Origin of the sequence: Pseudomonas sp. SJZ077 (assembly GCF_007993905.1) — a bacterium.
GTDB classification, from domain to species: Bacteria; Pseudomonadota; Gammaproteobacteria; order Pseudomonadales; family Pseudomonadaceae; genus Aquipseudomonas; species Aquipseudomonas mandelii.
Map to the genome: position 1 here is coordinate 29,868 of NZ_VIUJ01000028.1, position 22,091 is coordinate 51,958.

Sequence of the window (22,091 nt, forward strand, 5' to 3'; positions counted from 1 at the left end):
AGGCCAACACCGTGATCAAGTCCCTGAACCACCTCCCGCATCCCTATGAGAATGCGGCCGCCCTCGCCGGCCACTTCACCGACCTGGCACCGCCACTCAACGACCGTCAGGCGCATCTGGAAGCTTCGCGCTGCCTGTATTGCTACGACGCGCCGTGCGTGAATGCCTGCCCGAGCGAGATCGATATCCCGTCATTCATCCGCAATATCCATCAGGACAACGTCCAGGGCGCCGCGCAGAAAATCCTCTCGGCGAACATCCTCGGCGGCAGCTGCGCACGGGTGTGCCCGACGGAAATCCTCTGCCAGCAAGCCTGCGTGCGCAACAACGACCACGAGTGCGCACCGGTATTGATCGGCCTGTTGCAACGTTACGCCGTCGACAACGCGCACTTCAGCGAACACCCCTTCCAGCGCGCCGCCACCACCGGCAAACGCATCGCTGTGGTCGGTGCCGGCCCGGCCGGGTTGTCCTGCGCTCACCGCAGTGCGATGCATGGCCACGACGTGGTGATTTTCGAAGCACGGGAAAAGGCTGGCGGCCTCAACGAATACGGGATCGCCAAGTACAAACTGGTGGATGACTATGCGCAGAAGGAGCTTGAGTTCCTGCTGCAGATTGGCGGCATCGAAATCCGTCACGGCCAAAAACTCGGCGAAAACCTGACCCTCAGCGAACTGCATCAGCAATTCGACGCGGTGTTCCTTGGCCTCGGCCTGGCCGCCAGCAAGCAACTCGGTTTGCCTCACGAAGACGCCCCCGGCCTGCTCGCTGCCACCGATTACATCCGCGAACTGCGTCAGGCCGATGACCTGAGCCAATTGCCGCTGGCCGATCATTGCATCGTCCTCGGCGCCGGTAATACGGCCATCGACATGGCCGTGCAAATGGCCCGCCTCGGCGCTCACGACGTGAATCTGGTGTACCGCCGTGGTGTCGAGGAAATGGGCGCCACCGGTCACGAGCAGGACATTGCCAAGGCCAATCAGGTGCGCTTATTGACGTGGGCGCAACCCGAAGAAGTGCTGCTCGATGACCAAGGCAACGTGCGCGGCATGCGCTTCGCCCGCACGCACCTGGTGGACGGTCGTCTGCAAACCACCGGCGAAACCTTCGAGCTGGCCGCCGACGCGATCTTCAAAGCCATCGGCCAGGCCTTCGATGCCAGCGCCCTCGCCGATCCGCTGGCACGCGAACTCAGACGCCAGGGTGATCGAATCCAGGTCGATGAACAGCTGCGTACCAGCATTCCCGGCGTGTATGCCGGTGGCGACTGCACCAGCCTCGATCAGGACCTCACCGTGCAAGCCGTGCAGCATGGCAAACGGGCGGCCGAGGCCATCAACGCTCAACTGATGCTCAACGTGGAGGCTGCGTAAATGGCCGATCTTTCGATTGTCTTCGCCGGCATCAAATCGCCGAATCCGTTCTGGCTGGCCTCCGCGCCGCCGACCGACAAGGCCTACAACGTGGTTCGTGCCTTCGAGGCTGGCTGGGGCGGCGTGGTCTGGAAAACCCTGGGTGAAGACCCGGCAGCGGTGAACGTGTCGTCGCGTTACTCCGCGCTCTTCGGTGCCAACCGTGAAGTGGTGGGCTTCAACAATATCGAGCTGATCACCGACCGCTCACTGGAGATCAACCTGCGGGAAATCACCCAGGTCAAAAAGGACTGGCCGGACCGCGCGCTGATCGTGTCGCTGATGGTGCCCTGCGTCGAAGAGTCGTGGAAGTTCATCCTGCCGCTGGTGGAAGCCACCGGCGCCGACGGCATCGAATTGAACTTCGGTTGTCCCCACGGCATGCCGGAACGCGGCATGGGCGCGGCGGTCGGCCAGGTGCCGGAGTACGTCGAGCAGGTCACCCGTTGGTGCAAGACCTATTGCTCGCTGCCGGTGATCGTCAAGCTCACGCCGAACATCACCGACATCCGCGTCGCCGCCCGTGCGGCCCATCGCGGCGGGGCCGATGCGGTGTCGCTGATCAACACCATCAACTCGATCACCAGCGTCAATCTGGAGCGCATGGTCGCCAATCCCGCCGTGGGCAGCCAAAGCACCCACGGTGGTTATTGCGGTTCGGCAGTGAAGCCGATTGCGCTGAACATGGTCGCCGAAATCGCTCGTGATCCGCAGACTCAGGGTTTGCCGATCTCTGGCATTGGCGGCATTGGCAGCTGGCGTGATGCCGCGGAATTCATCGCCCTGGGCAGCGGCTCGGTCCAGGTGTGCACCGCGGCGATGCTGCATGGCTTCCGGATTGTCGAGGAGATGAAGGACGGTCTGTCACGCTGGATGGACAGTCAGGGTTACGCCAGCATCCCGGAGTTTTCCGGTCGCGCAGTGGGCAATACCACGGACTGGAAGTACCTGGACATCAACTATCAAGTGATTGCGAAGATTGATCAGGACGCGTGCATTGGCTGCGGACGCTGCCACATTGCTTGCGAAGATACCTCGCACCAGGCGGTGGCCAGTTTGAAGCAAGCGGACGGAACGCATAAGTATGAAGTGATTGATGATGAGTGCGTCGGCTGCAACCTGTGCCAGATCACCTGCCCGGTGGAGGATTGCATCGAGATGGTGCCGATGGAGAACGGCAAGCCGTTTCTGGATTGGAATCATGACCCACGAAATCCCTACCATGTTGCCGTTTGAGATCTGCGTCGCCTGAGCCTTCGCCTGCGTCTTCGCGGGCAAGCCTCGCTCCTACAGGTTTTGTGTCGATCCACGATTAATTAATCGACGCTGGCCCTGTAGGCGCGAGGCTTGCCCGCGAAGAGTCCGTCAGCTCCACCGCAAACCTCAAGGCTCCAACCCGATCCCCCGCAAAATCACACTCGTCACCGTCTGCACCGCCCGTTCGAACTGCATGTCCGACAGCGGCTGATGGTCGTTGAGGATATTCACCTGATGATCAAAGTCCGCGTAATGCTGGGTCGACGCCCAGATCATGTACAGCAGGCTTGAAGGCTCCACCGGCAGGATGCGTTTGTCGTCCACCCACTGGCGGATTTTCGCTTCTTTCATCTTGGCCCAGTCGTACAGGCTCGCGTCCAGCGCTACGCCCAGGGTGGGGGCGCCGTGGATGATTTCATTGGCCCAGACTTTTGACCCATAAGGCCGGCTGCGCGAGTGGTTCATCTTGGCGCGGATGTAGCTGCTGAGCACCACGCGCGGATCGTCGAACATCTCGAAGCACAGCGCGTCCTGCTTCCACACTTCCAGCAAACCCAACAGCACGGCGCTGTACAGCTCGCTTTTGGTGCTGAAGTAGTAATGCAGGTTGGAGCGCGGCAGTTGCACTTCGGCGGCAATGTCGGCCATGGCGGTGCCGCCGAAGCCTTTTTCGGCGAAGACCTTTTCGGCCCCCAGCAAAATCTTCTCGACGTTACTGCGACGAATCTCGATCTTGTGATTGCCCATGAGGGCTCCCTGACAACAGCGTTGGCCAAGACTAGCATCCGCTCTAGCTCGCGGCGACAAGGGAAAAACGAAACTTCACTCGCAGGTAAACTGGCGCTCCTTTCGACCGGCCTCCGAGGCAGCAGCGGTGTCTCCTCGGCTCCTTGCCCCCGACAATCGTGAGCCGAACCGGATCCCACAGGGATTCGAGCACACCGGCGCAAGTCATCGTATAACTTCTGATTGACAATCCCTGAAAGCCCCGCAAATAATCGCCCCAATGTTGTACGACGACGTATGACAAAAAATAAAAACAACAAGAAACAAGGGAGCGTCACTGTGAGCAAACTCGTCCGCAATTCCTTCGCCAGCACCCCTCGCCCGACCTTTGTATGCCGCACCACCCTGAGCCTGATCGGTTGCAGCGGCCTGGCCTTCGCCTTGCCGATGACCAGCTATGCAGAAGGTTTCGTTGATGACGCCAAAGCCACGTTGAACCTGCGTAACGCCTACATCAATCGCAATTACACCAACCCGGCCTATCCCCAGGGCAAGGCTGAGGAATGGACGCAAAACTTCATCCTCGACGCCAGGTCCGGATTCACCCCGGGCCCGGTCGGTTTCGGTGTGGATGTGCTGGGCTTGTACTCGCAAAAACTCGACGGCGGCAAAGGCACAGGCGGCACCCAGCTGCTGCCGATCCACGACGACGGCCGCCCGGCCGACAATTTCGGCCGCATGGGCGTGGCCCTCAAAGGCAAAATCTCCAAAACCGAAGTGAAGGTCGGGGAATGGATGCCGGTGCTGCCGATCCTGCGCTCCGACGACGGCCGCTCGCTGCCGCAAACCTTCCGTGGCGGCCAGGTGACGTCCACCGAGATCAGCGGCCTGACGCTCTACGGCGGCCAGTTCCGCCAGAACAGCCCGCGCAACGATGCGAGCATGGAAGACATGTCCATGAACACCAAGGCCGCGTTCACCTCGGACCGCTTCAACTTCGGCGGCGGCGAATACGCGTTCAACGACAAGCGCACCCAGGTCGGCGTCTGGTACTCGGAACTCAGCGACATTTACCAGCAGCAATATTTCAACCTGAGCCACAGCCAGCCCATCGGCGACTGGACCCTGGGCGCCAACCTCGGTTACTTCATCGGCAAGGAAGACGGCAGCGCCTTCGCTGGCGACCTCGACAACAAAACCGCATTCGCCATGCTCTCGGCCAAATATGGCGGCAACACCTTCTACGTCGGCCTGCAAAAACTCAGCGGCGACGATGTCTGGATGCGGGTCAACGGCACCAGCGGCGGCACCCTGGCCAACGACAGCTACAACTCCAGCTACGACAACGCCAAGGAAAAATCCTGGCAGTTGCGTCACGACTATAACTTCGTCGCCCTCGGCGTCCCGGGCCTGACGATGATGAACCGCTACATCAGCGGCGATAACGTGCACACCGGGACGATCACCGATGGCAAGGAGTGGGGCCGCGAGTCGGAACTGGCCTACACCGTGCAAAGCGGCCCGCTGAAGAACCTCAACGTCAAATGGCGCAACGCGACCATCCGCAAGAGCTTCAGCACCAACGAATTCGATGAAAACCGCATTTTCATCAGTTACCCGATTTCGTTGCTGTAAGGCAGACATCCCTTGCAGGCTCACATCAATCCTGTGGTCAGAAGATCCTCTTATCACAGGGATGTGTGAAATGACCCTCCGTCATTTTCAACCAAAGTCGCGTTGACAAGACTCGGAAAGCCTTACGATACTTCAACAAAGTCATACGACAACCTACAACAATAATAGCGCCCCAAGGGACTCCCATGACCACCACTTCCACAGCCCCTTTCAATCGCCTGTTGCTGACCGGTGCCGCCGGTGGCCTCGGTAAAGTGCTACGCGAAAGCCTGCGCCCTTATGCCAATGTCATTCGCCTGTCGGACATCGCCGACATGCCCCCCGCCACCGATGACCGCGAAGAAGTCGTCAAATGCGACCTGGCGGACAAGCAGGCCGTCCACCAACTGGTCGAAGGGGTGGACGCGATCCTGCACTTTGGCGGCGTCTCGACGGAGCACTCGTTTGAAGAGATCCTCGGTGCCAACATCTGTGGGGTTTTCCACATCTACGAGGCCGCACGCCGCCATGGCGTGAAACGGGTGATTTTCGCCAGTTCCAACCACGTCATCGGCTTCTACAAGCAAGGCGAAATCATCGACGCCCACTGCCCTCGCCGCCCGGATAGCTATTACGGCTTGTCCAAGTCCTACGGCGAAGACATGGCCAGTTTCTATTTCGATCGCTACGGCATCGAGACCGTCAGCATCCGCATCGGCTCCTCGTTCCCGGAACCGCAGAACCGCAGAATGATGAGCACCTGGCTGAGTTTCGGCGACCTGACCCACTTGCTCGAACGCGCGCTGTACGCGCCGAACGTCGGGCACACCGTGGTGTACGGCATGTCCGACAACAAGAACGTCTGGTGGGACAACCGTTTCGCGACCGCCTTGGGCTATGCACCGCAGGACAGCTCTGAAGTGTTCCGCGAAAAAGTCGAAGCGCAGCAGATGCCTGCGGCGGACGACCCGGGCATGGTTTACCAGGGCGGCGCGTTTGTGGCGTCCGGCCCGTTCGGTGACTGAAACCGCTGACTTCACTTGATCCCCACAACAAAAATCCAAGGGAATGAGTTGCCATGCAAGCCGAATTGATTGTTGATGCCCGTAACGCGGTAGGAGAAAGCCCAGTCTGGGTCCCCGAGGAAAACGCCCTGTACTGGGTGGATATTCCTGCCGGTGGATTGCAGCGCTGGAGCGCCGACAGCGGTCATGTCAATGCCTGGAAAGCCCCGCAGATGCTCGCCTGCATCGCCCGTCACCGCAATGGCGGTTGGGTGGCCGGGATGGAAAGCGGCTTCTTCCATTTGCAGCCGCACAACGACGGCAGCCTCGACAGCGAACTGCTGGCCCACGTCGATCACGCCCGCGTCGACATGCGCCTGAACGACGGTCGCTGTGATCTTCAGGGCCGTTTCTGGGCCGGCAGCATGGTGCTGAACATGGGCGCCAACGCCGCCGATGGCACGTTGTATCGCTACAGCGCCGGGCAACGCGGACCGCTCGAAGCGCAACTCGGCGGGTTCATTGTGCCCAACGGCCTGGGCTTCAGCCCGGACGGCCGGACGATGTACCTGTCTGATTCCCATCCCCTGGTCCAGCAGATCTGGGCCTTCGATTACGACATCGACAGCGGCACGCCATCCAATCGGCGGTTGTTCGTCGACATGAATCAGTTCCCCGGACGCCCCGACGGCGCTGCGGTCGATGCCGAAGGCGGCTACTGGATCTGCGCTAACGACGCCGGGCTGATTCACCGCTTCACCCCGGATGGCCGACTGGACCGTTCCCTCGCCGTACCCGTGAAAAAACCCACCATGTGCGCCTTCGGTGGCAGTCGACTGGACACGCTGTTCGTGACCTCGATCCGCCCCGGTGACGACGATGACCCGCACTCACTGGCCGGCGGCGTGTTTGCGCTCAATCCCGGCGTCAAAGGTTTACCGGAACCGCTGTTCAACGATCTGCTTTAACCGCTTCTGCTACACCCTTGCGCCTTGAATACAAAAAAAATAACAAACTGGAGACACCCCCATGGACTTCAAACGCACCTTGCTCGCCGCTGCACTCCCTTTGGCCTTCACCCTCAGCAGTGCCGCTCAGGCGCTGGAAATCAAGTTCGCCGACATCCACCCCACTGGTTATCCGACCGTGGTGGCCGAGGAGCAACTGGGCAAAACTCTGGTGGCCGACAGCAACGGCGCCCTGACCTTCAAGATGTTCGCCGGCGGTGTGCTCGGCTCGGAAAAAGAAGTGGTTGAACAAGCCCAGGTCGGCGCCATTCAGATGGCGCGGGTCAGCCTCGGTATCGTCGGGCCGGTGGTGCCGGACGTGAACGTGTTCAACATGCCGTTCGTGTTCCGCGACCAGGCGCACATGCGCAAGGTCATTGACGGTGAAGTCGGCGACGAGATCCTGGCCAAAATCACCGATTCCGAGTTTGGCCTGGTTGCCCTGGCCTGGATGGATGGCGGTACTCGCAACATCTACACCAAAAAACCGGTCAACAACCCCGAGGATCTCAAAGGCATGAAGATCCGCGTAATGGGCAACCCCATGTTCATCGAAACCATCAACGCCATGGGCGGTAACGGTATCGCGATGGACACTGGCGAAATCTTCAGTGCCTTGCAGACCGGTGTGATCGATGGCGCAGAAAACAACCCGCCAACGCTGCTTGAGCACAACCACTATCAAAACGCCAAGTTCTACAGCCTGACCGGCCACCTGATCCTGCCCGAGCCTATCGTGATGTCGAAAATCACCTGGGAAAAACTCACCCCCGAGCAGCAGACGCTGGTGAAGAAAGCCGCCAAAGCCGCACAGGCGCAAGAACGCATCTTGTGGGACGCGAAGACGGCCAGCAGTGAAGAAAAACTCAAGGCCGCCGGGGTCAAGTTCATCACCGTCGACAAGAAACCTTTCTATGAGGCAACCGCCTCGATCCGCGAAAAATACGGCGCACCTTATGCCGACCTGATCAAGCGCATCGAAGCCGTTCAGTAACCCTCCTTGCCCTCATGAAAGGCCCGGCGCCATTGACGTGGGTATATGTCAGTGCGCGCCCGGTTACGGTGAAACCCGATGAAGAATCTACTGCTACGCATCAACGACAAAATTTACATGACCTGCATCTGGGTAGCCGGTCTGTCAGTCCTGACCATTTCCCTGATCATTCCCTGGGGCGTCTTTGCCCGTTACGTCCTCGGCACCGGCTCAAGCTGGCCGGAGCCCACCGCCATCTTGCTGATGATGGTCTTCACCTTCATCGGCGCCGCTGCCAGCTACCGCGCCGGCGCGCACATGGCCGTGGCCATGCTCACCGACCGCATGCCCCCCGGAGTGCGCAATGCGATGGCGATTGTCTCGCAACTGCTGATGGCGACCATCTGCCTGTTCATGACTATCTGGGGCACCAAGCTCTGCCTGTCGACCTGGAACCAGTTCATGAGCGCCATGCCGACGCTGCGCGTGGGCATCACCTACATGCCGATCCCGATTGGCGGGTTGCTGACGCTGATCTTTGTCCTGGAAAAACTCTTGCTCGGTGACCAGAGCAACCGTCGGGTCGTGCGTTTCGACCTGGTTGAAGAAAGCGAAGGGGCTGCCTGAATGGACGCGTTGATTCTGTTGGGCAGTTTTATTGCACTGATCCTGATCGGCATGCCGGTCGCTTACGCACTGGGGCTTTCCGCCCTGATCGGTGCGTGGTGGATCGACATCCCGTTCCAGGCGCTGATGATTCAGGTCGCCGGCGGCGTGAACAAATTCTCGTTGCTGGCGATTCCGTTCTTCGTACTGGCCGGCGCGATCATGGCCGAGGGCGGCATGTCCCGCAGGCTGGTGGCCTTTGCCGGTGTGCTGGTCGGGTTTGTCCGTGGCGGCTTGTCGCTGGTCAACATCATGGCGTCGACCTTTTTCGGCGCAATCTCCGGCTCTTCGGTGGCGGACACCGCCTCGGTCGGCTCGGTGCTGATTCCTGAGATGGAACGCCGCGGCTACCCGCGGGAGTTTGCCACGGCCGTCACGGTCAGCGGCTCGGTGCAAGCGCTACTGACCCCGCCCAGCCACAACTCGGTGCTCTACTCCCTGGCCGCTGGCGGCACGGTGTCGATTGCGTCGCTGTTCATGGCCGGCGTCGTCCCGGGCCTGCTGATGAGCGCGTGCCTGATGGTGCTGTGCCTGATCTTCGCGAAAAAGCGCAACTACCCCAAGGGCGAAGTCATCCCCTTGAAGCAGGCGCTGAAAATCTGCGGCGAAGCCATGTGGGGCCTGATGGCGATGGTCATCATCCTCGGCGGGATTCTCTCGGGTATTTTCACCGCTACCGAATCGGCGGCGATTGCGGTGCTGTGGTCGTTCTTCGTGACCATGTTCATCTACCGCGACTACAAGTGGAGTGAACTGCCGAAGCTGATGCACCGCACCGTGCGGACGATTTCGATCGTGATGATCCTGATCGGCTTCGCGGCGAGCTTCGGCTACATCATGACGCTGATGCAGATTCCGTCGAAGATCACCACGATGTTCCTGACCCTGTCGGACAACCGTTACGTGATTCTGATGTGCATCAACGTCATGCTGCTGTTGCTCGGCACCGTGATGGACATGGCGCCGCTAATCCTGATCCTGACGCCGATCCTGATGCCGGTGATTCTGGGCATTGGCGTGGACCCGGTGCAGTTCGGCATGATCATGCTGGTGAACCTGGGGATCGGATTGATCACGCCGCCGGTGGGCGCGGTATTGTTTGTGGGGTCGGCCGTGGGCAAAGTCAGTATCGAAAAAACCGTGAAGGCACTGCTGCCGTTCTATGCCGTGCTGTTCCTGGTGCTGCTGGGCGTGACCTACATTCCGGCGCTGTCGCTGTGGTTGCCACATTTGGTGTTGTAAAACTTTTTCTGCAGGCGCCAGGCTTGCCGGCGAAAGCGTCCCTGAGTGCGCCTTCGCCGGCAAGCCTGGCGCCTACAAACAGCCTGTTCACCCATTACCGAAAAACCTGAATATCGCGGGTCAACATGACGCCAGAAATTCTCGAACTCAAAGACGAACTCACCCACCTCACCCTCGCCCCCGGACTCGGCGGCAGCGTTGTCAACTGGACCGTTCGCAGTACCGGGCAACCGCTGCTGCGCCACAACGACGCCCATGCGCTGAACACCGGCCTGCCGGGCAAGCTGGGCTGCTATCCCCTGGTCCCCTGGTCTAACCGCATCGCCGAAGGAGGTTTTGACTGCCCCGAAGGCTGGCTCGCCTTGACGCCCAACAGCCTCACCGATCCGTTACCGATTCACGGCAGCGCCTGGCAACAACCGTGGCAGGTGATGTCGCAGACCCATGACGAAGTCGTCCTGCAACTCAACAGCATTGCCCCCTTCGCCTATCGCGCCCGGCAGCGGTTTCATCTGAAAGAGGGCCGATTGAGTATCGATCTGCACGTCACCCACTTGGCCAAACACCCCGCGTGGCATGGGCTCGGCCTGCACCCGTACTTTCCGCGCACCGCCGGCACGCGACTACAGGCTCAAGCGGAAAAAGTCTGGTTATGCGATCAATCTAAACTGCCGACCGAACGGATGGACGTGCCCGACGAGTGGGACTTTCATCAGCTCAAAACCCTGCCGGACACGCTGATCGACAACGGTTTCTGCGAATGGGACGGTCATTGCCTGATCCAGCAACCCGAGCTCGGTTATGAACTGGAATGCCAGGCCACCGGCAGCGATAACTACCTGCTCTACTGCCCGGTGGGCCTGGGTTTTTTCTGCATCGAACCGGTCAGCCATCCGGTCAACGCCCACCACTTGCCGGGTCGGCCGGGGCTGCGTCTGCTGGAGCAAGGTCAATCCACCGAACTGGGTTTCAGCCTGCACTATCGCCGGCTTGATCAGCCCAACATCTGACTGAGCACTGCACGCAACTTGCCGGGTTTCACTGGCTTGTTCAGCAGCGGCGCGTCGAGTCGCTGCAACGAGCGCCGACATTGGTCGGTGCGGTCGGCGGTGATGATCACCGCTGGAATCGTCCGGTTGAAATGCTCGCGCAAGTGCCGCACCACATCACAGCCCACCACCCCGTGATCGAGGTGGTAGTCCGCCAGAATCAGTTCCGGCGCCCGCCCCTGCAAGGCCGCCAGCGCTGAGTGTTCATCCGTGGCAATGACCACCTCGCAACCCCACTGCCCGAGCAACGCGCTCATGCTCTCCAGAATGCTCACTTCGTTGTCCAGCACCAGCAGGCGCCGGCCCGGCAACGGGTTACCCGTACCCGGCTGCGGCGCGGCCAGACTGATCGGTAGCGGAATCTCATGGGAAATCGGCACGTCAATGCTGAACATCGAACCGCGTCCCGGGCGCGAATGTACGCCGATTTTATAGCCGAGGATCTTGGCGATACGCTCGACAATCGCAAGTCCGAGCCCCACGCCCTTACGGTCAGCGGCGCGCCCGACGTCCAGTTGATTGAATTCGAGGAAGATCGAGTCCAGCCGGTCCGCCGCGATCCCGCGCCCGGTGTCCCACACTTCCAGGCGCAGCATGTTGCCGCGCCGTCTGGCCCCCAGCAGAATGCAGCCCTCATCGGTATATCGGCAGGCGTTGCTGAGAAAGTTGCGCAGGATTCGGGTCATCAAGCGCAAGTCGGTGTGAATGGCGTAGTCGCCCATGTGCACCCGCAGGTTCAACCCGGCGGCCTCGGCCACCGACTGGAACTCCGAGACCAGCGGCGCGAGCAATTCGTCGAGGCGGTACAACGCGACGTCCGGCTTGACGGCAGCCTGATCGAGTCGGGAGATGTCGAGCAAATCGGTGAGCAAATCTTCAGCGCCTTCCAGGGCCTGGTGCGTGCGCTCCACCAGCACCTGCTCGACATCCGGCAATTTGCGCTCGCGTAACGTCGAGATCAGCAAACGGGCGGCGTTGAGCGGTTGCAGCAAGTCATGGCTGGCGGCAGCGAGGTATTTGTCCTTGCTGCGGTTGGCGGCTTCGGCGGCGTCCCGGGCGTCGCGCAACGCTTCTGCGATCTGTTTACGCTGGGTGATCTGCTGTTGCAGGTTGCGATTGGCTTCGAGCAGTTCGTCGGTGCGCGCGGTCACCCGCTGCTCCAATTCGTCATTGAGTTGTTGCAGGCGCTGCTGGGCGATTTTGCGTTCGGTGATGTCGGCGACAAAGCCCTCTACCAGCCCTTCCTGATCGGGTTTGAGCAACAGGTTCATCAACACGTCGAGGCTGCTGCCGTCCTTGCGCCGCAATTGGGTTTCATAACCGTGCAGGCTGCCTTGGTGGCGGAGGATTTCGCCGATGTTCTCCAGCTCCCGGGCACCGCCGACAAACAGGTTGCTCGCCAGGTCCGCCAGCGAAAACAACACTTCTTGCGGGTCCTGATAGCCGAGCATTCGTGCCAGCGCCGGGTTGGCGGCGCGCATGCCTTGCAGCAGGCTGGCCTGGAAGATCCCGTGCACGGCGTTTTCGAACAGCCACTTGTAGCGGTTGCGCTCGGCTTCCAACTCGTCCAGCCGTGCGGCGAGTTCCGGGTAATGGCTCTTGCGCGCCGAGTGGCTGCCTAATCCCAGTAGCCCGGCGAGCGCGCGTTGCTGCTCGTCAGAGGGCTTCGCCATAGACGACCTCGACATCACGCTGACTGGATTCGCGCGGGTTGGTGAGGATGCAGGGGTCGTGCATGGCGTGTTGCGACAGGAACGGAATGTCCGCGGTGCTGACCCCGTGCAACCCCAGGGTTTCATGGAAGCCGATCGCGTGTTTCAGGGCTATCAGGTGCTCGACCAGCCGTCCGCTGATCTGCCGGTGATTGAGGCCACGGCAATCGATGCCGAGGGTCTCGGCGATCACCTTGAAGCGATCCGGCGCCGAGCTGTAGTTGAACGCCACCACGTGTTCCACCAATACCGCGTTACACAAGCCGTGGGGCAAATCGAGGAAGCCGCCGAGGCTGTGGGACATCGCGTGCACCGCGCCCAGAATCGCGTTGGAGAACGCCAGTCCGGCCTGCATGCTGCCCAGCATGATTTTTTCGCGCAGGGCGATGTCGCCCGGGTTGGCGATCATCTGCACCAGGTTGCCGTTGATCAGGCGCATCGCTTCCAGGGCGTGCGGGTCGGTCAGTGGCCCGTGGCCGGTGGAGACGAACGCTTCGATGGCATGCACCAGCGCATCAATGCCGGTACAGGCCGACAGGAACGGGTCCATGCTCAGGGTGGTTTCCGGGTCGATCAGCGACACGTCCGGCACCACGGCCTTGCTGACGATGGAGAACTTCATGCGTTCTTGCTGGTTGGAAATGATCACGAATTGCGAGACATCGGCCGAGGTGCCGGCGGTGGTCGGAATCAGGATCAACGGCGGGCTGGGCACACGAATGGTGTCCACGCCTTCAAATTCAAGGATGTTGCGCCCGTGGGCGACGACGATGCCGATGCCTTTGCCGCAATCCATCGGGCTGCCACCGCCGACCGCAACGATCACATCGCAGTGGTTTTCCTTGTACAACTCGGCGCCGAGCATGACTTCCTCGACCCGCGGGTTGGGTGACACGTCGCTATAGAGAAAGTAATCGATGCCCTGGGCTTGCAGGCTGGCTTCGACATCGGCCACCCAACCGGCGGCAATCACACCGGGGTCGCTGACCACCAGCACCTTGCGCGCACCAAAGGTTTTGGCGCAGTTGCCGACGTTGTGCCGGCAACCGGCACCGAAGATGATTTCAGGCGAAACGAATTTACGCAGCTGGCTGAGACTCTGGCTCATTGGAAAGCCTGTTTTTATTGTTTTGAAGGTAGAACCACACTAACCCATCCCGACGCGAATGCAATCAGACCAATGGGTAGCAAGCAGGCCGATATTGTATTCACCGTAAATCCCCTGTGGGAGCGAGCCTGCTCGCGAAAGCGGTGGGTCAGGCAATGTGGATGTTGAATGTGCAGGCCTCTTCGCGAGCAGGCTCACGCCTACAGGGGATTTGTGTTGTCCTTGGTTTATCCGCGATAGATCAGCCGCGATGCTTTCTCGTTACGCAACGTAAGGTGTTCCATGCCCTGCCCCGGCGCTTCCGCTTCGTCGCGGGCCTTGAGGATCACCCCGTGGTGCGCCGACTTGCTGCACACCGGGTCGGCGTTTTCGGCATCACCGGTCAGCATGAACGCCTGGCAGCGACACCCACCCAAATCCTTGTGCTTCTCATCGCAGGAGCGGCACGGCTCTTTCATCCAGTCATCGCCACGAAAGCGATTGAAGCCGAAGGATTCGGTCCAGATGTGCGAGACGCTATGTTCGCGCACGTTGGGAAACTCCACCGGTAACTGGCGGGCGCTGTGACAAGGCAGTGCCGTGCCGTCCGGGGTGATGTCGAGAAACAGGTTGGCCCAGCCGTTCATGCAGGTCTTGGGGCGTTCTTCGTAGTAATCCGGGGTGACGAAGATCAGCTTGCAGGGATGCCCTTGGGCCTTGAGTCGCTCGCGGTATTCGTTGGTGATGCGCTCGGCACGCTGCAATTGCTCGCGGGTTGGCAACAGGCCGACGCGGTTGAGTTCGGCCCAGCCGTAGAACTGACAGGTGGCCAGCTCGACGAAGTCCGCTTCCAGTTCCAGGCACAGGTCGATGATCTGCGCGATCTGGTCGATGTTGTGCCGGTGGGTGACGAAATTCAGCACCATCGGGTAACCCTGGGCCTTGACTGCTCGGGCCATGGCGAGCTTCTGGGCGAAGGCCTTGCGCGAGCCGGCGAGCATGTTGTTGACCTGCTCGTCGGCGGCCTGAAAGCTGATCTGGATGTGGTCCAGCCCGGCGACCTTGAAGTCGCGGACTTTCTGCTCGGTCAGGCCGATGCCCGAGGTGATGAGGTTGGTGTAATAACCCATGTCCCGCGCCGCTTTGATCAGCTCGGCCAGGTCCTGTCGCACCAATGGTTCACCGCCAGAAAAACCCAGTTGCGCCGCGCCCATCTCCCGGGCTTCGCGGAACACCCGAATCCATTCTTCGGTACTCAATTCCTCGCCTTGCTGGGCGAAATCCAGCGGGTTGGAGCAATACGGGCATTGCAACGGGCAGCGATAGGTCAGCTCGGCCAATAACCACAAGGGCGGACCGGGTGGCTGTTCGATCAGGTTCACAGGGCGATCCCCCGGTGCCAGACATTCTGCTTGGAGACGGTGTGATACGGCGGCCGACCCAGCTCATAGGCCATGCTCATCGCATCGAGCATGCTCCACAGCACGTCGAGCTTGAACTGCAGAATCTCCAACATGCGTTGCTGGCCTTCGACCGTGACGTAGTGCGCCAGGGTGATGCGCAAACCATGCTCGACGTCGCGCCGCGCCTGGCTCAGGCGCGTGCGGAAATAGTCGTAACCGGCCGGGTCGATCCACGGGTAATGGGTGGGCCAGGCGTCGAGTCGGGACTGATGGATCTGCGGCGCGAACAGTTCGGTGAGCGAACTGCTGGCCGCTTCCTGCCAACAGGCGCGACGGGCGAAATTGACGTAGGCGTCCACCGCGAAGCGCACGCCAGGCAGCACCAATTCCTGAGAAAGGATTTGCTCACGGTCCAACCCCACCGCTTCACCCAGACGCAGCCAGGCTTCAATGCCGCCTTCGCTGCCGGGGACGCCATCGTGGTCGAGGATGCGTTGCAGCCATTCACGGCGCACGTCGCGGTCCGGGCAGTTGGCGAGGATCGCGGCATCCTTGAGCGGGATGTTCACCTGGTAGTAGAAGCGATTGGCGACCCAGCCCTGAATCTGCTCGCAGGTAGCACGGCCGGCGTACATGGCTTGGTGGAACGGGTGGTGGATGTGGTAATAGGCGCCTTTGGCGCGCAGGGCTTGCTCGAACTCGGCGGGGGACATGGGTTGGTCAGTCATTGCGGTTCTCCGGATTTCTCGGTGTTACGGCTGACACCTTCGCGGGCAAGCCTCGCTCCTGCAAGGTTTCGCCGACGGCATAAGTGGCGCACGACACAAAACTTGCAGGAGCGAGGCTCGCCCGCGAAGAGGCCATGAGCTACAGCTCAATACTCATGCCATCAAAAGCCACCTCAATCCCCCGCCGCGCCAGCAACGCGCGCTCAGCCGAGTCTTCATCGAGGATCGGATTGGTGTTGTTAATGTGGATCAGCACTTTGCGTTGACGGGTAAACCCTTCCAGCACTTCAAGCATCCCGCCAGCACCGCTTTGCGGTAGATGCCCCATTTCACTGCCCAGGCTCTGGCCGACTTCACACACGCGCATCTCGTCGTCGCGCCACAGGGTGCCGTCCAGCAGCAGGCAATCGGCGCGCTGCATCCAGCTCAGCACTTCGTCGTCGATTTGCCCAAGGCCCGGGGCGTAGAACACGCTGGCGCCGCTGCGCTGGTCTTCGATAAACAAACCGATGGTGTCGCCCGGTTGCGGATGGCCACGATTGGGCGAGTACGGCGGCGCGTTGCTCACCAGCGGAATCGCGCGAAATTGCAGGTGTTCGCAGGCTTTGATGCGGAATGGTTCACGGTCCAGCCCGACCGGTTGCCAGTGCAACCCGCCGTTCCAGTGCTCAAGCATGGTGAATAAGGGAAAACCACTGCTCAGGTCTTGATGCACGCGTTCCGTGCACCAGACCGAATGCGGGCAGCCTTCGCGCAGGCTCAACAGACCAGTGCAATGGTCGATCTGGCTGTCCAGCAGGACGACTGCGGCGATCGCCGTATCGCGCAAGCGGCGGGCCGGTTGTAGCTCCGGGAAACCTTCAAGCTGCGCGCGAATGTCCGGTGACGCATTGCACAGCACCCACTCCACACCGTTGTCGCTCAGGGCAATCGACGACTGCGTGCGCCGTTGCGCCCGCAGGCTGCCATTGCGCATCCCGGCGCATTGGCGGCAGTTGCAGTTCCATTGCGGAAAACCGCCACCAGCGGCGGAACCGAGAACGCGGATGTGCATGGGAGGCTCCAGAAGGCAGGCCCGGCCAACGCGACGGCTGGCCGGGTGGACAATCAACGGTTGGCGAAATACATCGTCACTTCAAAACCAATGCGCAGATCGGTAAACGCGGGTTTATTCCACATGGGTCAATCCTCTTCTTGTGCCGGGACATTCCGGTAAAGCCATTAATGCACGGGGCGCGAGACGACCGAATGCTACTTTCGAACGAGGTGGCGGCGTGCGTTGGTAGGGGGTCTTCAAGCGCACAAAAACCAATGTGGGAGCGAGCCTGCTCGCGAAGAGGCCAGCACATTCAACATGGATGTTGACTGTCAGGCCGCCTTCGCGAGCAGGCTCGCTCCCACAGGGGATTGCGGTGTGCCTAGGGGATCAGAAAAAGCCCATCGGGTTGATGTCGTAGCTCACCAGCAGGTTTTTGGTCTGCTGATAATGGTCGAGCATCATCTTGTGGTTTTCACGGCCGACACCGGACTTCTTGTAGCCACCGAACGCCGCATGCGCCGGGTACAGGTGGTAGCAGTTGGTCCAGACCCGCCCGGCCTTGATCGCCCGGCCCATGCGGTAGGCGCGGTTGATGTCGCGGGTCCACAGGCCGGCGCCGAGACCGAACTCGCTGTCGTTGGCAATCGCCAAAGCTTCGGCCTCGTCCTTGAAGGTGGTGATACCCACCACCGGGCCAAAGATTTCTTCCTGGAACACGCGCATTTTGTTGTGGCCCTTGAGCAGGGTCGGCTGGATGTAATAGCCGCTGGACAAGTCGCCCTCCAGACGCTCGGCCGCGCCGCCGGTGAGCAGTTCGGCACCCTCCTCCTGGGCAATTTTCAGGTACGAGAGGATCTTGTCGTATTGCTGCTCGGACGCCTGGGCGCCGACCATGGTTTCGGTGTCCAGCGGGTTGCCGCGCTTGATCTTGACGATCTTCGTCATCACCACTTTCATGAAGTCGTCGTAGATCGACTCCTGCACCAGGGCCCGGGACGGACAGGTGCAGACCTCACCCTGGTTGAAGAACGCCAGCACCAGGCCTTCAGCGGCCTTCTCGATGAACTGCGGCTCGGCTTGCATGATGTCTTCGAAGAAGATGTTCGGCGACTTGCCGCCCAGCTCGACGGTACTCGGAATGATGTTCTCGGCCGCGCATTTCATGATGTGCGCGCCAATCGGCGTGGAACCGGTGAAGGCAATCTTGGCGATGCGCTTGCTGGTGGCCAGCGCCTCACCCGCTTCACGGCCGAAGCCCTGAACGATGTTCAAAACGCCGGGTGGCAGCAAGTCGGCGATCAGCTCGGCGAAGACCATGATCGACAGCGGCGTCTGTTCGGCGGGTTTGAGCACCACGCAGTTGCCGGCAGCCAGGGCCGGGGCGAGTTTCCAGGCGGCCATCAGCAGCGGGAAGTTCCACGGAATGATCTGCCCGACCACGCCCAGCGGCTCGTGGAAGTGATAGGCGGTGGTCAGCTCATTGATCTCGGCGGCGCCGCCCTCTTGGGCGCGGATGCAGCCGGCGAAATAACGGAAATGGTCGGCGGCCAGCGGCACGTCGGCGTTCAGGGTCTCGCGCACGGCCTTGCCGTTGTCCCAGGTTTCGGTGACAGCGAGGATTTCCAGGTTCTGTTCGATACGGTCGGCAATTTTCAGCAGCACCAACGAGCGATCCTGAGCCGAGGTCTTGCCCCAGGCATCCGCCGCCGCATGGGCAGCGTCGAGGGCTTTTTCGATGTCGGCGGCGTTGGAACGCGGGAATTCGGCGATGACTTCACCGGTGACCGGCGAGGTGTTGGTGAAGTACTCGCCATTGACCGGGGCAACGAACTCGCCGCCGATGAAGTTGCCGTAGCGCGCTTTGAAGGAAACGACGGCGCCGGGTGTTCCGGGTTGTGCGTAGATCATGGTGGGCCTCTGTCTGGGTCGATGCCTGTCGGGCAAACAGGCGATGAACCGATAGTAGAGAGCCCCGCGTGCCAGACGAATGCGCCGTTGGCAGGGGGACTCTCGTTATTTGGTCGTAGAAAACGCTTCGGTTCTTGATCGTTCCTACGCTCCGCGTGGGAATGCCTCAACGGACGCTCCGCGTTCGGCTCTTGGGACTCAGAGCGTCCCGGGCTGCATTCCCACGCAGAGCGTGGGAACGATCAATGCGGTGGATTCAGGGTTAGTGTTTGGCCACGACGAGGTCTTTGGGCAGCTTGAAGGTCCAGAGCATCCCGCCCTGGTTGAAGTCCTTGATGCGCTTGGCTACTTCGCCGCCCCACAACGGCACGGCGCCACCCCAGCCGGACAGCACCGAAACGTATTGTTCGCCGTCCATTTCCCAGGTCACAGGCGAGCCGAGAACGCCGGAGCCGGTCTGGAATTCCCAGACTTTCTCGCCGGTCTTGGCGTTGAACGCCTGGAGGAAACCTTCCGGCGTGCCGGTGAACACCAGGTTGCCCTTGGTGGTCAGCACCCCGCCCCACAGCGGCGCGAAGTTCTTGTGGCGCCAGACTTCCTTGCCGGTCTTCGGATCGATGGCACGCAGCACACCGATGTAGTCTTCATTCAACGGCTTGATGGTGAAGCCTGCACCGAGGAACGCCGCGCCTTTCTTGTAGGCGATCCCTTCGTTCCAGATGTCCATGCCCCACTCGTTGGACGGCACGTAGAACAGTCCGGTGTCCTTGTTGTAGGCCATCGGCATCCAGTTTTTCGCGCCGAGGAACGCCGGGGCGACGAACACCGAACTGCCTTTGGCTTCGGTGCCCGGTGCGCCAGGGCGGCTGGCTTCGTTGTAGATCGGCCGGCCCTCTTTATCCAGGCCAGTGGCCCAGGTGATCTTGTCCACGAACGGGAAGCCACGGATGAATTTGCCGTTGGTGCGGTCCAGCACGTAGAAGAAACCGTTACGGTCAGCGGTGGCGGCGGCTTTGATTTCTTTGCCGCCTTCGGTGTAGTTGAACGACACCAGCTCGTTCACGCCGTCATAGTCCCAACCGTCGTGAGGCGTGCTCTGGAAGTGCCATTTGATGGTGCCGTCGTCCGGGTTGAGCGCCAGGCGCGACGACGAGTAGAGGTTGTCGCCAGGACGCAGGTGCGAGTTCCATGGCGCCGGGTTGCCGGTGCCGAACAGCAGCAGGTTGGTTTCCGGGTCGTAGTAGCCGCCGAGCCAAGGCGCCGCGCCGCCGGTTTTCCAGAGATCGCCGGGCCAGGTCTTGCCGGCTTCACCGCCGGAGATACCGTTCTCTACCGCTTTGCCGTCCTTGTAGGTGTAACCCATGTGGCCTTCGACGGTAGGTCGGGTCCACAGCAGATCGCCGTTTTTCGGGTCGTAGGCTTCGATCTTGCCGACCACGCCGAATTCGCCACCGGCCACGCCCGTGATCAGTTTGCCGTTGATGACCAGCGGCGCGGCGCTGATCGAATAACCTTCTTTGTGGTCGGCAACTTTCTTGCTCCAGACCACTTTACCGGTGTCCTTGTTCAGGGCCACAAGCTTGGCGTCGAGGGTGCCGAAGAACACCAGGTCGCCGTACAGCGCAACGCCACGGTTGATCACATCACAGCAAGGACGGATGTCATCGGGCAGGCGCGCATCGTATTGCCAGAGTTTCTTGCCGGTGCGTGCATCCACGGCGAACACCCGCGAGTAGGAACCGGTCATGTACATCACGCCGTCCTTGATCATCGGCTGTGCTTGCTGACCGCGCTGTTTTTCCCCGCCAAAGGAGAACGCCCAGACCGGGCGCAAGTCCTTCACGTTACTGACGTTGAGGGTGTCCAGCGGGCTGTAGCGCTGACCCTGGACGCCCAGACCGTTGGTGACGATCTGCTCCGGGTTCTTGGGGTCCTGGAGAATGTCCTGGTCGGTGACGCCGGCCAATGCCTGGCCGGACAACAGCATGGCACTGAGCAACAGGCTCAAGACGAAGGGTTGGCGACGTGCGGGTTGGGTCATGACGGCTGCCTCTGCGGTTTTTGTTATACCCGGGAAATTTTCCCGGTCTGGTGCAGATTCTTGGGCGCCGCCGCCCTCGCAACAATTGCCCGCAGTGTGGAGATTGCTAGTTCCTTAGTAGCGGGTCGGAGCAAATGAACACCGGTTATGTAGGTCGACACCGGCCCCTGTGGGAGCGAGCCTGCTCGCGAAGGCGCCGTGTCAGGCAACCTTATTGTCAATCGGCACACTGCTTTCGCGAGCAGGCTCGCTCCCACAAAAAAGTGTGTGGGTCATTTGTTTGCGGTGGAATCGACTCGGGTCATCTGCGCGCGCTCATAGCGCGGATACAGATGGCTGACGCTGCGAATCAGCTCATAGCGACTCAGGCTGATGCCAGCAAACCGCTCGGGAATGGGGCTGCGGATCATCTCGCTCATGTCACTGCCATTGGCGGCGCCGTCGCGCATGAGCTGATCGAGCCAGGTGAGGTAGTCGCGCATTTGCTCGAACGGTTTTGTGTCCGTGGCCACCGGTCCATGGCCGGGCACGATCAGCGTCCACGGCAGGCCTTGTAGCGTGACGATGTCCGCCAGCCACACCGACAGCCCCGGACTGTTGGGCGTGGTCAGCGCCCTTTGATAAAACACCAGGTCCCCGGCAAACAGCACGCCGGTTTTCTGGTCGAGAATAGCCAGATCTGCACCGGTGTGCCCACCCAGGCTCAGCAGGCGCAGATCGTGATTCCCAAAATTCAATACGCCAGGCTCCAGCGTCCGGGTCGGCAGCAGCACTTCGGTGCCGCGCATCCAGTCCCCCACCAGTCGATACATATTTTCGGCCATGGCGTCACCCTGCCGATGCAACAGCTCGGTGGTGCCGGCCAACGCACCGATTGGCACGTCGCTGAAGGCTTGGTTGCCCAGCACATGGTCCGGGTGGTGATGGGTCAGCAACACCTCAATCACCGGTTTATCAGTGGTCGCGGCGATGGCTTTGCGCATCGCTTCGCCGTAGCGCCTGGACGGCCCGGTGTCGATCACCACCACCCCGCGGTCAGTGACGATGAACGCGGTATTGACGATGTTGCCGCCGTTGGCCTTGGCGAAATTGTCGGTGCTGCCTTCGAGCAGCCAGGTGTCTTCGGCGATTTGCCGGGGCTTGAGTACGTAATCGAGGTCCGCCAGGGCCGGCAGGCTCAGGCTCATGAACAACAGCAGCATCCAGCGCATCACGCG

General features: G+C 61.0%; 19 protein-coding genes. 9 read left to right on the forward strand and 10 right to left on the reverse strand.

Going from position 1 to position 22,091, the window contains the following annotated elements; genetic code table 11:
• The first annotated feature begins 11 nt into the window (after window positions 1–11).
• On the forward strand, window positions 12–1,379 hold the full coding sequence (locus FBY01_RS28755) for an NAD(P)-dependent oxidoreductase (protein ID WP_010455093.1): 1,368 nt from the start codon (window positions 12–14) through the stop codon (window positions 1,377–1,379).
• Complete coding sequence (gene preA / locus FBY01_RS28760) at window positions 1,380–2,654, forward strand: NAD-dependent dihydropyrimidine dehydrogenase subunit PreA (protein ID WP_010455094.1); 1,275 nt, start codon at window positions 1,380–1,382, stop codon at window positions 2,652–2,654. It abuts the gene before it with no gap.
• 147 nt (window positions 2,655–2,801) lie between these two features.
• On the opposite strand, the gene FBY01_RS28765 is transcribed toward preA, so the two are convergent.
• Window positions 2,802–3,422: a TetR/AcrR family transcriptional regulator gene (locus FBY01_RS28765; RefSeq protein ID WP_010455096.1), complete on the reverse strand. Its 621-nt coding sequence runs from the start codon at window positions 3,420–3,422 to the stop codon at window positions 2,802–2,804.
• Window positions 3,423–3,740: 318 nt separating this feature from the next.
• Between FBY01_RS28765 and FBY01_RS28770 the strand changes: the two genes are divergently transcribed.
• The 7 genes from FBY01_RS28770 (at window position 3,741) to FBY01_RS28800 (ending at window position 10,917) form a co-directional block, all read left to right on the forward strand.
• Complete coding sequence (locus tag FBY01_RS28770) at window positions 3,741–5,036, forward strand: OprD family porin (RefSeq protein ID WP_010455098.1); 1,296 nt, start codon at window positions 3,741–3,743, stop codon at window positions 5,034–5,036.
• A 185-nt stretch (window positions 5,037–5,221) separates the two neighbouring features.
• Window positions 5,222–6,040 (forward strand): NAD(P)-dependent oxidoreductase, encoded by an 819-nt coding sequence (locus FBY01_RS28775; protein WP_145310597.1) that lies wholly within the window; start codon window positions 5,222–5,224, stop codon window positions 6,038–6,040.
• 53 nt (window positions 6,041–6,093) lie between these two features.
• On the forward strand, window positions 6,094–6,987 hold the full coding sequence (locus tag FBY01_RS28780; RefSeq protein ID WP_145310595.1) for an SMP-30/gluconolactonase/LRE family protein: 894 nt from the start codon (window positions 6,094–6,096) through the stop codon (window positions 6,985–6,987).
• Window positions 6,988–7,048: 61 nt separating this feature from the next.
• Window positions 7,049–8,020, forward strand: a complete 972-nt coding sequence (locus tag FBY01_RS28785; RefSeq protein ID WP_010455104.1) for a TRAP transporter substrate-binding protein — start codon at window positions 7,049–7,051, stop codon at window positions 8,018–8,020.
• 78 nt (window positions 8,021–8,098) lie between these two features.
• Window positions 8,099–8,626 (forward strand): TRAP transporter small permease, encoded by a 528-nt coding sequence (locus tag FBY01_RS28790; RefSeq protein WP_010455106.1) that lies wholly within the window; start codon window positions 8,099–8,101, stop codon window positions 8,624–8,626.
• Window positions 8,627–9,907, forward strand: coding sequence for a TRAP transporter large permease (locus FBY01_RS28795; RefSeq protein WP_109630287.1), 1,281 nt, complete (start codon window positions 8,627–8,629; stop codon window positions 9,905–9,907).
• 125 nt (window positions 9,908–10,032) lie between these two features.
• Window positions 10,033–10,917 carry an aldose 1-epimerase gene (locus FBY01_RS28800; protein ID WP_145310593.1) on the forward strand — a complete coding sequence of 295 codons (885 nt, stop codon included), beginning with the start codon at window positions 10,033–10,035 and terminating at the stop codon, window positions 10,915–10,917.
• Here the strand turns inward: FBY01_RS28800 and FBY01_RS28805 are convergent.
• The 9 genes from FBY01_RS28805 to FBY01_RS28850 all read right to left on the reverse strand — a co-directional run bounded on the left by FBY01_RS28805 (window position 10,902) and on the right by FBY01_RS28850 (window position 22,085).
• Entirely contained in the window at window positions 10,902–12,629 is a 1,728-nt protein-coding gene (locus FBY01_RS28805; protein WP_010455112.1) for a NahK/ErcS family hybrid sensor histidine kinase/response regulator, read from the reverse strand. The genes FBY01_RS28800 and FBY01_RS28805 overlap by 16 nt on opposite strands.
• Window positions 12,613–13,776: an alcohol dehydrogenase-like regulatory protein ErcA gene (gene ercA / locus FBY01_RS28810; protein ID WP_010455114.1), complete on the reverse strand. Its 1,164-nt coding sequence runs from the start codon at window positions 13,774–13,776 to the stop codon at window positions 12,613–12,615. Before ercA ends, FBY01_RS28805 begins: the two co-directional genes overlap by 17 nt.
• A gap of 227 nt (window positions 13,777–14,003) precedes the next feature.
• Entirely contained in the window at window positions 14,004–15,137 is a 1,134-nt protein-coding gene (gene pqqE / locus FBY01_RS28815; RefSeq protein ID WP_145310591.1) for a pyrroloquinoline quinone biosynthesis protein PqqE, read from the reverse strand.
• A complete protein-coding gene (gene pqqC, locus FBY01_RS28820; RefSeq protein ID WP_145310589.1) occupies window positions 15,134–15,886 on the reverse strand; it encodes a pyrroloquinoline-quinone synthase PqqC in 753 nt (250 codons plus the stop codon). Before pqqC ends, pqqE begins: the two co-directional genes overlap by 4 nt.
• Window positions 15,887–16,025: 139 nt before the next feature.
• Window positions 16,026–16,940 (reverse strand): pyrroloquinoline quinone biosynthesis protein PqqB, encoded by a 915-nt coding sequence (pqqB, locus tag FBY01_RS28825; RefSeq protein WP_145310587.1) that lies wholly within the window; start codon window positions 16,938–16,940, stop codon window positions 16,026–16,028.
• 53 nt (window positions 16,941–16,993) lie between these two features.
• Entirely contained in the window at window positions 16,994–17,065 is a 72-nt protein-coding gene (pqqA, locus tag FBY01_RS28830) for a pyrroloquinoline quinone precursor peptide PqqA (protein WP_010455123.1), read from the reverse strand.
• Window positions 17,066–17,312: 247 nt separating this feature from the next.
• On the reverse strand, window positions 17,313–18,833 hold the full coding sequence (locus FBY01_RS28835; protein ID WP_077749287.1) for an aldehyde dehydrogenase family protein: 1,521 nt from the start codon (window positions 18,831–18,833) through the stop codon (window positions 17,313–17,315).
• A 262-nt stretch (window positions 18,834–19,095) separates the two neighbouring features.
• The gene (locus FBY01_RS28840) at window positions 19,096–20,874 is read right to left on the reverse strand and encodes a PQQ-dependent methanol/ethanol family dehydrogenase (protein WP_010455128.1); all 1,779 of its coding nucleotides are present in this window, start codon (window positions 20,872–20,874) and stop codon (window positions 19,096–19,098) included.
• A 272-nt stretch (window positions 20,875–21,146) separates the two neighbouring features.
• Window positions 21,147–22,085, reverse strand: a complete 939-nt coding sequence (locus FBY01_RS28850; RefSeq protein WP_145310583.1) for a quinoprotein relay system zinc metallohydrolase 1 — start codon at window positions 22,083–22,085, stop codon at window positions 21,147–21,149.
• Window positions 22,086–22,091 lie beyond the last annotated feature (6 nt).

Coding starts and splice junctions, on each gene's coding strand:
- FBY01_RS28795 (WP_109630287.1), top strand. CDS start 8,627: ATGGACGCGTTGATTCTGTTGGGCAGTTTTATTGCACTGATCCTGATC.
- FBY01_RS28850 (WP_145310583.1), bottom strand. CDS start 22,085: ATGCGCTGGATGCTGCTGTTGTTCATGAGCCTGAGCCTGCCGGCCCTG.
- FBY01_RS28775 (WP_145310597.1), top strand. CDS start 5,222: ATGACCACCACTTCCACAGCCCCTTTCAATCGCCTGTTGCTGACCGGT.
- FBY01_RS28835 (WP_077749287.1), bottom strand. CDS start 18,833: ATGATCTACGCACAACCCGGAACACCCGGCGCCGTCGTTTCCTTCAAA.
- FBY01_RS28840 (WP_010455128.1), bottom strand. CDS start 20,874: ATGACCCAACCCGCACGTCGCCAACCCTTCGTCTTGAGCCTGTTGCTC.
- FBY01_RS28790 (WP_010455106.1), top strand. CDS start 8,099: ATGAAGAATCTACTGCTACGCATCAACGACAAAATTTACATGACCTGC.
- FBY01_RS28765 (WP_010455096.1), bottom strand. CDS start 3,422: ATGGGCAATCACAAGATCGAGATTCGTCGCAGTAACGTCGAGAAGATT.
- FBY01_RS28800 (WP_145310593.1), top strand. CDS start 10,033: ATGACGCCAGAAATTCTCGAACTCAAAGACGAACTCACCCACCTCACC.
- ercA (WP_010455114.1), bottom strand. CDS start 13,776: ATGAGCCAGAGTCTCAGCCAGCTGCGTAAATTCGTTTCGCCTGAAATC.
- pqqB (WP_145310587.1), bottom strand. CDS start 16,940: ATGCACATCCGCGTTCTCGGTTCCGCCGCTGGTGGCGGTTTTCCGCAA.
- preA (WP_010455094.1), top strand. CDS start 1,380: ATGGCCGATCTTTCGATTGTCTTCGCCGGCATCAAATCGCCGAATCCG.
- FBY01_RS28805 (WP_010455112.1), bottom strand. CDS start 12,629: ATGGCGAAGCCCTCTGACGAGCAGCAACGCGCGCTCGCCGGGCTACTG.
- FBY01_RS28780 (WP_145310595.1), top strand. CDS start 6,094: ATGCAAGCCGAATTGATTGTTGATGCCCGTAACGCGGTAGGAGAAAGC.
- pqqC (WP_145310589.1), bottom strand. CDS start 15,886: ATGACTGACCAACCCATGTCCCCCGCCGAGTTCGAGCAAGCCCTGCGC.
- FBY01_RS28785 (WP_010455104.1), top strand. CDS start 7,049: ATGGACTTCAAACGCACCTTGCTCGCCGCTGCACTCCCTTTGGCCTTC.